At 70.4% G+C, this 10,925-nt stretch carries 8 protein-coding genes and 1 pseudogene; 4 read left to right on the top strand and 5 right to left on the bottom strand.

Annotation, left to right across the window (positions count from 1 at the left end):
* Positions 1-64 precede the first annotated feature (64 nt).
* The gene (locus ITJ66_RS03810) at positions 65-1,564 is read left to right on the top strand and encodes a CdaR family transcriptional regulator (RefSeq protein WP_194643538.1); all 1,500 of its coding nucleotides are present in this window, start codon (positions 65-67) and stop codon (positions 1,562-1,564) included.
* 205 nt (positions 1,565-1,769) lie between these two features.
* Here ITJ66_RS03810 and ITJ66_RS03805 read toward each other — a convergent pair whose 3' ends face one another.
* The gene (locus tag ITJ66_RS03805) at positions 1,770-2,615 is read right to left on the bottom strand and encodes an alpha/beta fold hydrolase (protein WP_194643536.1); all 846 of its coding nucleotides are present in this window, start codon (positions 2,613-2,615) and stop codon (positions 1,770-1,772) included.
* 157 nt (positions 2,616-2,772) lie between these two features.
* On the opposite strand from ITJ66_RS03805, the gene ITJ66_RS03800 reads away from it, so the two are divergent.
* A complete protein-coding gene (locus ITJ66_RS03800; protein WP_194643534.1) occupies positions 2,773-3,420 on the top strand; it encodes a pyridoxal 5'-phosphate synthase in 648 nt (215 codons plus the stop codon).
* A 258-nt stretch (positions 3,421-3,678) separates the two neighbouring features.
* On the opposite strand, the gene ITJ66_RS03795 is transcribed toward ITJ66_RS03800, so the two are convergent.
* Together ITJ66_RS03795 and ITJ66_RS03790 are read right to left on the bottom strand one after the other, a co-directional pair.
* Positions 3,679-6,573: an MMPL family transporter gene (locus tag ITJ66_RS03795; RefSeq protein WP_194643532.1), complete on the bottom strand. Its 2,895-nt coding sequence runs from the start codon at positions 6,571-6,573 to the stop codon at positions 3,679-3,681.
* Positions 6,574-6,636: 63 nt separating this feature from the next.
* Positions 6,637-7,284 (bottom strand): TetR/AcrR family transcriptional regulator, encoded by a 648-nt coding sequence (locus ITJ66_RS03790; protein ID WP_191940300.1) that lies wholly within the window; start codon positions 7,282-7,284, stop codon positions 6,637-6,639.
* An 89-nt stretch (positions 7,285-7,373) separates the two neighbouring features.
* On the opposite strand from ITJ66_RS03790, the pseudogene ITJ66_RS20095 reads away from it, so the two are divergent.
* Positions 7,374-8,222 (top strand): annotated as a pseudogene (locus tag ITJ66_RS20095) (MFS transporter); the annotation flags it as partial.
* A gap of 67 nt (positions 8,223-8,289) precedes the next feature.
* Positions 8,290-8,739 carry an MFS transporter gene (locus ITJ66_RS20090; protein ID WP_370582565.1) on the top strand — a complete coding sequence of 150 codons (450 nt, stop codon included), beginning with the start codon at positions 8,290-8,292 and terminating at the stop codon, positions 8,737-8,739.
* A gap of 25 nt (positions 8,740-8,764) precedes the next feature.
* On the opposite strand, the gene ITJ66_RS20085 is transcribed toward ITJ66_RS20090, so the two are convergent.
* Complete coding sequence (locus tag ITJ66_RS20085; RefSeq protein WP_370582564.1) at positions 8,765-9,631, bottom strand: AraC family transcriptional regulator; 867 nt, start codon at positions 9,629-9,631, stop codon at positions 8,765-8,767.
* A 113-nt stretch (positions 9,632-9,744) separates the two neighbouring features.
* Positions 9,745-10,911 carry a hypothetical protein gene (locus tag ITJ66_RS03775; RefSeq protein WP_194643531.1) on the bottom strand — a complete coding sequence of 389 codons (1,167 nt, stop codon included), beginning with the start codon at positions 10,909-10,911 and terminating at the stop codon, positions 9,745-9,747.
* Between the last annotated feature and the right edge of the window lie 14 nt (positions 10,912-10,925).

The following is a 10,925-nucleotide window of genomic DNA, read 5'->3' as shown; positions in this document are numbered from 1 at the left end:
GTAGGCAGGGCGGGGAACCACGACAATGTTCCCGTGGCCCACACAATCGGGGCAGAATGTGCTCATGGCCCAAGTCACCGTCGCCGACGTCATCCTCCAAGCCGAGCATCTCGGTGCCCGCTGCGTCGCCGGTGCCCCCGCCGGCGTCCCGGTCACCGGGGTCGAGATCCTCGCGCTCGACGAGCTGAACGACGCGACCGAGCACTCCATCGCCATCGTGACGACCCCCGACGGCGCCGTCCCGAGGCCGTACCAGGTCGACATCGCCATCCGCCGGGCCATCGCCGCGGGCTGCGCCGGCCTGGTGTTCGTCGGTGCGTTCCCCGTCGCCGAGACCTCGCGGGCCCTCGCGGACCGCGGTGGTCTGCCGGTGATCATGAGCGGGGGCATCGCCTCCGACCTCGCCGTGCTCATGGACCGCACGATCCGCGGTGGTGCCGAGGAGGCGATGTCCCGCGCCGAGTTCGCGATCCAACGGGTGATCAGCGCGTCCGCGGCCGAAGCGGAACAGGCTTCGGGTGTCGGCGTGCGGGAGGCGATCCTCGAGGTCGCCAGTACGACGCTCGGGGTGCCGGTCACGCTCGTCGAGGACGCGAGCGCCAGCTGGCTCGAACCGGACGCGGTGTGCATCGGTGAGATCCCGATCGGCAGGGTCCACGCCGAGCGCGACGACCCGGCCGCGGCGATCGCCCTCCCGGTCATCGCCTCCGTCCTCTCGCGCGCCCTGCAACGGGAGCTGCACGGACGGTTCGGTTCGGTGCGCTCGCGGGCGGAGCTCATCATCGAGCTGATCTTCGCCGAATCGTCCCGTATCGACGGCTTCGCGATGGACGCGGTCCGGGCCGGCCTGCCGCTCCAGCTGTCGCACGCGGTGGCGTGGCTGACCCCGAAGCACGCGAGCGATCCCGACCGCCGGGCACCCACGGTCCTCGCGCCCTCCGTCGAGCTCTTCGCGCTGCAACTCGTCGACCAGCGCGAGGAGCAGTGGCACCTCGCGATGCGACGCGACGAGATCGTCGTCATCTCCTCCGAGGAGCTCGGCGCACCCGACCACCAGCGGCGACTACGCGACGTGATGGAGCGGATCGTCGCGCACGCTGCGACGATCGCGGGGCCGGAATGGACGTTCACCGTCGGGCTCGGGACGCCGCAGAGCGGGGCGGCGGGGCTCCGGCAGTCGGCGACCGAGGCGCGGGTCGCGGCTGAGGCCGCCATCGCGGGTGGTCGCTTCGGCACCATGGAGGCGACGGACGTCACCGGGTTGCGGCGGGTGCTCCTCGACTTCTACGCCTCACCGCTCAGTCGGACCCTGCTCGACGACATCCTCTCGCCGCTCGACGCCCTCGGGCCGGAGCGGGCCACGATCTCGGTGCGGACGCTCCTCTCCTACCTCAGCCATCGGAACTCGCTGGCGCGTGCCGGGGCCGAGCTGAACCTGCATCCGAACGCGGTGAACTACCGGATCAGGCGCATCGAGCAGTCGCTCGAACTCGACCTCGCCGACCCCGACGTCCGCTTCGCCGCGGAGCTCGCCTGCCGGGTGCGGCTCATCGGCATGCCGTAGGACCCGGTCCCTGCCCCTCGACAGGCTCAGGAACCGCGTGTCGAAGGGCCCACGCATAGCCCTCCCGTCGGCGACACGTCCTCTTCGCTGCATTTCGACAAGCTCAATGACCGGGCACAGGTCTTCCCGGTCCCTGAGCCTGTCGAAGGGCCCACGCGGTGCCTTCCCGTCGGCTACACGTCCTCCGTGCCGCATTTCGACAAGCTCAATGACCGGACGAGCTCCTCGCCACTCGGACGATGCCCGCGGCGAGCGTCGGCCAGAGCTCGGCGGGGATGAGGTGCCCCATGCCGGGGAGGACGTGGAGCTCGGCCGCCGGCATCGCCTGGGCGATGTCGACCGCGGAGGTCCAGTGCAGGACGTCGTCCTCGCGACCGTGGAGCACGAGGGTCGGGACGGTCACGTCGCGCAACCGCTCGAGTCGCTCGGGCGCACGCAGGAGCGCCGCCCACTGCCGACTGAAGCCCTCCGGCGCGTAGCCGCGGTCGTAGGCCTCGCCCGTCGCCCACACCTCCCACGCGGTGTCGGGCTGGTAGCGCGCGCCGGGCACGGGTGCGGCGAGCTCCGCCATCGCGGCGACGGACTCCTCCCGGGTGTACCGCACGGGCGCGACAAGCAGCTCGGGCCGCTCGCCGTGAAGGATGTAGCGCGGGTCCTGGCCGGGGATCGTGGACAGCAGGCCGAGGCTCAGCACGCGCTCCGGGTGGTCGAGGGCGACCATCTGGGCCATCATCCCGCCCATCGAGTGACCGACGAGGTGCGCCTGCTCGACATCGAGGTGGTCGAGCACCCGCAGGACGTCGTCGCCCATCTCGCCGAGCGAGTACCCGCCGTCGAGGTCGGTCTCACCACCGAACCGCTGCGAGAAGCCGACGTCGCGGTTGTCGAACCGCACGACGCGGAAACCCTCGTCCACGAGCATCTTCCGGAACGGGTCGCGCCAGGTGAGCAGCTGCGCGCCGCCGCCCGCGATGAGGACGATCACCGGATCGGCGGGGTCGCCCTCCACCTCGTAGTAGATCGAGACGTCGTCGGTGTCCGTGTACGGCATGCGGTGCTCACTCTCCTCGAACCTGCTCCCTGGCGGGCGTTCCGAGGCTAGTCCGCGGCCCGGCCGTGCACCATGTGTCAGAACACCACGGTTCCGGTGGAGACTGTGCCGACGCCCCAGCCGTCGGGACCGAGGGCAACGCGGGTAGGCTCGCGACATGAGCGCCGAACCCCTCTCCGGAGACGACACCCTGCAGCTGCCCGAGTTCGACACCCCGCCCGCCGAGCCCATGCTGCTCGCTCAGAAGTGGCTCGCCGCAGCGATCGAGCGGGACGTCAGCGAACCCCGATCGATGACCCTCGCGACCGCCACCTCGGTCGGCGTCGTCAGCGCGCGCACCGTCGATGTGAAGACCCTCGACGATCGCGGCCTGATCTTCGGCTCCTCGACCGAGAGCCGCAAGGGCGGGCAGCTCGCCGAGAACCCGAGCGCCGCCCTCCAGGTGTACTGGCGTGAGACGATGCAGCAGCTCCGCTTCGAGGGCCGCGTCGAGCAGTTGAGCGACGAGGAGTCCGACGCGCTGTTCGCCGACCGATCGCCCAAGTCACGAGCGGCGACGGCGGTCGCCCACCAGTCGACGCCGTTCCGCGACGGCCCGGAGGAGACCCTCGACGCCCTCATCGCGCAGGCGAACGAGTTGCTCGAGCGCGAGGGCGACGACGTCCCACGGCCGGCCACGTGGGTCGGGTTCCGGCTCGTCCCCGACATGATCGAGTTCTGGCACGCCAGCCGCGACCGCATGCACCGGCGCCTCCGCTATCTCGCAGCCGACGGCGGCTGGATCGTGGACCGCCTGCAGCCGTAACGGAGAGGCGACCACCGGCCGCCTCCCCACCCCGGTCATTGAGCCCTGACCCCGGTCATTGAGCCTGTCGAAATGCAACCGGACGAACCGCGCCCTTCGACAAGCTCAGGGACCGAGTAGTCCCGGTCATTGAGCCTGTCGAAATGCACCCGGACGAACCCCGCCCTTCGACAGGCTCAGGGACCGAAAGGCCCAACCCCGCCCTTCGACACTTCGACAGGCTCAGTGCGGCGCAGCTCTGGGACCGGGCAGACCGCGCTACCTCGGCGCGCGGACGACCACGACGCCGCCGACGGGCGGCTCGACGACCGCGGTGCCGTTGTCGGCGTCGACCGCGATGACGTAGGCACCGACGGCCACGCGCTGCACACCGGCGGTCGCCGGGTGCACGATGACGTCGAGTCCAGGCTCGACCCGCGAGACCTGCTGGTCGGCCGGGTCGGGGTCGGTCGTGAGCACGTGCGCCGGGTGCGTCCGCTCGGCGGCGGCCGCCGCCTCCCGACGGGTCAGCTCAGTCGACGGTGCGGCCACGTGCGCGGCCGTGCCCGCGGTCACGCCGGCACCGAGGGCCGCCGTCTCCGCGCCGTCGATCGCGTTCCGCGATTCGCCGCCCGACGGGGCGGTCGCGACCGAACCCGTGTCACCAGCCTCGACGTGATGCGCCGGGTGGCTGCGCTCGAGCGCGGCACCCTCGACGTCGACGTTCGGCAGGATGCGGTCGAGCCACTTCGGGATCCACCAGGCGCTCTTCCCGAGCAGGTGCATGACCGCCGGGATGAGGAGCATACGGACGACGAACGCGTCGACGAGCACGCCGAACGCCAGACCGAAGCCGATGGACCGGATCATCGCCGAGTGGGAGAAGATGAACCCGCCGAAGACGGAGATCATGATGATCGCCGCTGCCACGACGACCGTCCGGCCGGCGTGCAGCCCGCGCTGGACCGCCAGACGCGCCGGGGCCCCGTGCGCGAACGCCTCGCGCATGCCGGACACGAGGAACAGCTGGTAGTCCATCGCGAGTCCGAAGAGGATGCCGATGAGGATCGTCGGCAGGAAGCTCAGGATGGGTCCGGGGTCGTGCACGCCGAACACCGGGCCGAGCCAGCCCCACTGGAAGATCGCCGTGATGCCACCGAAGGTCGCCGCGAGTGACAGCATGAAGCCGAGCGTCGCGGTGAGCGGCACGAGGATCGAGCGGAACACGAGGATCATGATGATCAGCGACAAGCCGACCACGAGCGCCAGGTAGAGCGGGAGGGCGTCGGACAGCTGCTTCGAGACGTCGATGTTGCCGCTCGCACTGCCGGCCACGCCGAGTTCGACGCCGCCCGACAGCGGCGAGAGGTCACGCAGGTCGCGGACGAGCTGCTCCGTGGAGACGGCGTTCGGCCCCTCCTTCGGAATCACCTGGAAGGCGAGGACGGAGTTGTCGTCCGATGCGCCCACCGGCGCGACGGCCTTCACATCGTCCTGGTCGGCGATCTCCTGGCCGATCCGCACCTGCTCCTCGAGGACCTCCTCGTCGGTGGCGGCGTCGGGCAGTGTGGCGACGACGAGCAGCGGACCGTTGACGCCGGCACCGAACTTGTCCTCGATGAGCGTGTAGGACTGGTACTGCGTCGAGTCGACGGCCTCCGAACTGCCGTCCGGCAGACCGAGGCGCATGTCGAGCGCGGGGATCGCGACGACACCGAGCACGACGAGTCCGGCGACGAGCGTGCCGACGGCGCGCAGGGTGCCCATGGGCTTGGTCGGGACGGCGTCCGGACGCGGCGTGCCGATGGTGCCGCGTGCCTTCCGGCTGAGGATGCGGAGGCCGAGCAGCGACAGCAGGGCGGGCGTCAAGGTGACCGCGAGCAGGATCGCGACGGCGACGCAGATCGCGCCGACAGTGCCCATCAGGCCGAGGAACGGGATCCCCGTGACGTTGAGCGCCAGCAGCGCGACGAGGACGGTCGATCCGGCGAAGACGACCGCGTTCCCCGAGGTGCCGTTCGCGAGGCCGATGGACTCGTGCAGTTCGACGCCCGCGAGCAGCTGCTTGCGGTGCCGGTTCAGGATGAACAGCGAGTAGTCGATGCCGACCGCGAGCCCGAGCATGACGCCGAGCACCGGCGTGATCGAGAGCATGTCGACGACACCCGAGAGCGAGAGCGACGCGGTGACGCCGACACCGACGCCGACGATCGCGGAGACGAGCGGGAGCGATGCGGCGATGACCGTGCCGAGCATGACGAGCAGCGTGATCGCCGCGATGATGAGGCCGATCGCCTCACCCACCCCGAACAGCTGCGGCAGGCTCTGCGCGAGCTCGTTCGAGAACTCGACCTCGACGCCCGACGGGACGTCCTCCTTGACCTGGTCGATGACCGACTGCTTCGTCTCCGGCGTGACCTCCTGCTGACGCTTGTCGAAGACGACGTTGGCGACCGCGGTGGTGTCGTCGGTCGAGACGGTGCGGATGCCCGAGGAGAGGTCGAGGAGCTGGGAGGAGAGTTCGAGCTTCGTGCTCTGCTCGTCGAGCTTCGCGAGGTTCTCGGTGATGGTGGCCTGCTGGGCGTCGAGCGCCGTCTGCTGCTGCGTGATCGCGGTCTGCTGGGCGTCGAACTGGGCCTGTGCGGCGGCTGGGAGCGTGCCGCCGGCGGCCTGCTGCGCCTGGGCGAGCGCGGCGCTCAGCTGGGTCTGCGCGTCGGTCAGCTGCTGCTGTCCGGCGTCGAGCTGCGTCTGGCCGTCAGTCAGCTGGGTGCGGCCGTCGTCGATCTGCGTCTTGCCGTCGGAGATCTGCTTCGCCTGGTCGGCGATGGTCTCCTGCGTCTCGAAGGGGTTGACCGTGGAGTCGACGCCCTTGAGGTCGGCCGTCTCGTCGAGCAGCTCACCGATCGCGGTCTTCTGGCTGTCGGTGAAGGCGTCTCCGTCCTTCGTGTGGAACACCATCGCCCCGGTGCCGCCGGAGGCGCTCGGGAACGACTCCTCGAGCTGGTCGGTGACCTTCGCGGTCGGCGTACCCGGGATGGTGACGGCGCTCGAGAGGGTGCCGCCGAAGGCGAGGAACGCGCCGACCGAGATGCCGAGGATCACGATCCAGGAGATGAGGACGGCCCACGCGCGACGCGCGGAGAAGCGTCCGAGGCGATACAGCAGTTCAGCCAAGGGAGTCTCGATTCTTCGGGAGGTGGTGCTGGTGACGTGTGCGGGGACGGAGCGGGAAGCGGATCAGTGCGTGGACGCGTAGCCGGTGCGGACGCTCGCGATGAGCCGTTCCAGCAGGTCGGTCCAGAGGGCACGGGCTTCATCGTCCGTGGTGGCGCCGGTACTCGCGATCCAGTGATGGGCGAGCACTTCGACACCGTGCATGAGGGAGGACACCAGGAAGCCGGCCTCGAGTTCGTCGACGTCGGTGTTGCGCTCGGCCAGTTCGTGGGCGAGCTCTTGTGTGGTGCGGGAGAAGGTGGCCTGGAACAGCTGCTGCGGGCGCGAGTCGTCGGGTGCGAAGCCGCCGAGCGCGTTCCAGAGGAAGGCGATGACGCGGGGTATGTCGGTCGTGCGGAGCGCTGCGGCGACGTCCTCGAACATCGAGACGCGCGACCCCGGGCCTGCCGGTCGTGCGTTGACTGCGGACCGGAAGCTCTCGATCACGACGGCCAGCTCCTCGGTGCATGAGGTGGTGACGAGGTCGTCGATCGAGGAGAAGTGGTTGAACACCGTGCGGCGCGAGACGTCGGCGCGGTCGGCGATCACGTCGACGTTGAAGCCGGCGATGCCCTGCTCCGCGATCATGACGCGGGCGGCGTCGAGGATCGCCCGATGATGGCGCGCGCGGAGGGCGGCGCGTCGATCCTCGGCGGGGGCAGTGGTGGACACGTGGGTACACTACGTGCACCGATGCACTCAGTGCAACTTGTTGACGCAGTGTTCACCGATCTGTCAGGAAGGTGCACTGACTCGCCCGAATGTGCACCAATATCCGAGATTCTCGTGCAGGAATGGGCGACTCAGCGACGCCGGGACGGGTGCCGGGGTGGACGGACGGTCGGGTCGGGCGGACTGGGCGTCGGGTGGAGGGGTCACGGCTCCGGCAAGCTGAGAGCATGACGACAGACGAGAAGCTCGACGCACCACGAACGGGCTCGGTCCCCACGACGAACGCAGCCGCGTCCGATGCCCCGCGCACGCGGACCGCCTGGGCGGCCGTCGCCGTCATGATGGCGACGAGCTTCGTGCTCGTGCTCGCCGAATTCCTGCCGCCGAGCCTGCTGCCGTCGATGGCATCGTCGCTCGGGATCACCGAGGGCCAGGCCGGCCAGGCCGTCACGGCGACCGCGTTCATCGGATTCCTCACCGCACCGACGATCGGGATCCTCGTCCCGCGACTCGACCGTCGCCTCCTGCTCGTCCTGCTCGCAGCGGCCGCCGCGGTGTCGAGCGCGCTCGTCGCGATCTCCGCCGACTTCGTGATGCTGCTCATCGCCCGACTCCTGCTCGGCGCGGCCCTCGGCGCCTTCTGGGCGATGTCGATCGCGATCGCCGCCCGCCTGTCCGCGCCGCACCACCTCGGTCGGGCGATCATGCTCGTGAACACCGGCACCACCGTCGCGACGGTCGCCGGTGTCCCGGTCGGCACCTACCTCGGTTCGGTCATGGACTGGCGCCTCATCTTCGCCGGCGTCGCGGTCATCACCGCGGCGGTGGCCGTCGCGCTGCGGCTCGTCCTCCCGCCCGTCGCGCCGGCTCCGTCGAGCGGCGGTCTGCGGTCACTCGTCGACACGCTCCGGGTCCCCGGCATCCGCGTCGGCCTGACGGGGCACATCCTGACCGTCCTCGGGCACTTCATCGCCTTCACCTACATCCCGGCTCGCGATCGAGCGGGTGCCCGACCTCGACGCGGCCGGTGTGGCCGTCCTCCTCGCCGCGTTCGGTCTCGGCGGCGTGGTCGGCAACTTCGTGATCGGACTCCTCGTCGACCGCCACCTGGCGGCCCTGCGCTACGTCGTCCCGGCCTTCATCGGCGTCTCGATCGCGCTCGTGACCCTGTTCCCGGGGCAACCCTGGATCGTGACCATCGCGATCACCACCTGGGGCATGGGCTTCGGCGCCTGGCTGACGACCCTGAGCACGTGGATGGGTCGCCTCGTGCCGGACCGCATGGAGTCCGGTGGTGGACTCGTGGTCGCGGGGTTCCAGCTCGCGATCACCGTCGGTGCCGGTGCGGGTGGTCTGCTCGTCGACGCGGTCGGCATCGTCCCAGCGCTCACGGTCGCGGCGATCTCCGCGATCGTCGGCGGCATCGTGTTCGGGTCGGCGCGCACCGCGCGGTGATGCCGAGGGCGGTCCGACCGAGCACCTACGCGGCCTGCGCCGCCTCGGCACGCCAGCGCGCCGGCGTGAGGCCCGTGTACCGCTGGAAGGCGCGCGCGAAGCCGTCTTCGGACACGTAGCCGAGCGCGCCGGCGAGCTCGGCCACGGAAGCGTCGCCCGTGAGGATGAGCCCCTTGGCTGTCTCCATGCGAACGGTCGTGAGGTAGGCGCGCGGAGTGTGCCCGACGACCTCGCGGAACCGCTCGGCGAACGCCGACCGCGACATCATGGCGATGCGGGCGAGCGTCTCGAAGGTCCACGGTCGCCCCGGTTCGGCGTGCAGGGCGTCGAGGACCGCGCCGATGTGCGGGTCACCGATGCGCTGCAGCCAGCGGTCCGGCGCGCAGCCGGCCTCGTTCCACGTGCGCAGCGCGGCCGACACGATCGTGGTCGCGATGCGGCTGCAGATGACGGTGTCGCCCGGCCGCGGACGGCCAGTCGCCTGCGGGCACCCCATGCCTGCGATGAGCGCCACCATCGAGGGCTCCTGCCCGGCGAAGTCGGCGACGTACAGGTGCTCGGGCAGCGTCTCCGCCACCTGTTGGCGCTGACCCGGCGGGGTGAAGGCGACGTCGAGGAGCTCGGCGTCCTCGAGCGCGACCACCGTCGTGGCGTGGGCGCGGGGGAAGAAGACGAGGTCCCCGGCGTCGAGGTCGCGGGTGCCGTCTGCGGCGGTGAGGCGGACACGTCCACTGGAGAGGTAGACGAAGCCGGACGCCGTGTGCGGTCGTCGCAGCGGGTTGCCCGCGGCGAGGCGGTCGCGGTCGGTGCCGTGGATCGTCCACTCCAGGCTCGCGAGAGCGCGATCGAAGGTGTCGATCGTCGACGCTGGAGGGGTCGCGGTGAGGGTCACACCGATGCGAACGCGATCGCGTCGCCGGATGTTCCGCGACCCTGCCCGCTGGGTCGCCCGGATCGGTCCGATTTCGGCGTGGATCCGAGCAGATTCGGGCGACTCGGTCGCGGCTAGCGCCCGTCCACCACGGACATGAACCCCGCGAAGGCGAAGGCGGCGGGGATGAAGTAGAGCAGCGTGCGGGTGACGAGCCAACTGACCGCACCGACGGCCACCCAGATCGCATGGAAGCGCGCCCGGACGGTGAGGCGCCGGCCCTCCTCGCCGACGACCGTCTCCTTCCGGGTCCAGACCTGCTCAGCCTCCATGGCGTCCCGCGCCGCCTCGAGGACGCTCTCGGCATCCTGCCCCGCCACCCGTTCGTCGCGGTACCGCTCGGCCCTCGTGATGAGACGCGGGACGAGGTCGGTGAGGATCGCATCGATGGCGACCCAGGGGGCGGCGTACGAGAAGTCGGCGGCCGGCTTACTGAAGAAGACGACCCGATCGTCGACCATCTCCACGTTGTAGTACGCCGCGGTGCTGACGAGCGACGACATCACGTCGGGGGTCAGCACGTATCGCGCGTCCGTCCCGTACCCGGACGGCGCGTAGACGCGGAACCAGCGGTCGAAGTCGCCCTCGAGGGAGATCCGCAGACCCCGGTCGAGGCCCGGCGGCAGGTCGCTGCGGACGGTGTCGTTCGTCGTCGCGTCGAGCAGGAGGTGCGGGAGCGGGGCCGGCAGCTGCACGGTCAGGTAGTGCCAGTCCCGCGACCGCTTCACGTCGTCGACCAGGTTGCCGAACTCGACCCGGTCGCCGACGAACCGCGGGTGGGACTGCACCTGTGGTCCCGGCGTGGAGATGAACGCGTTGTTGTACTTCCCCGTCGTGGTGATGAGCGAGGAGAACATCGCCCGACCCTTCGGTTGCTCCTCGAAGCCGTTGGCCACCGCCGTCAGATGGGTCCGCCATCCGGCGAGACGCGCCTTCGGCGACGGCGGGCGTCGCGACCAGCGGTACAGGAACCAGGCACCGACGAGCAGCCCGACGAGGACGAGCGCGGCGACGACCAGGCCGATGACGTCATCAGGCTCGACGCGACGGTCGTGGTATTCGTCGACGCTGACCCCGACCGAGACGAGCGCGATCGCCAGGTACCAGAGGACGAGGCTGAAGTAGAGATGGAAGAGCACTCTCCGCCCGGTGGGCACCCGTTTGGGCCGGCCGGAGCGACGCTCGTCCGCCATCGCCGCGGCGACCTCGTGTTCGGGCGCCGTCAGCCACCGCAGTTCCACTGATCCAGATCCCC

It is taken from the genome of Plantibacter sp. VKM Ac-2885 (genome assembly GCF_015351205.1).
Taxonomy (GTDB): domain Bacteria; phylum Actinomycetota; class Actinomycetes; order Actinomycetales; family Microbacteriaceae; genus Plantibacter; species Plantibacter auratus.
The sequence above is the reverse complement of the archived record's forward strand: the minus strand, read 5'-3'. Positions and strand labels throughout refer to the sequence as shown.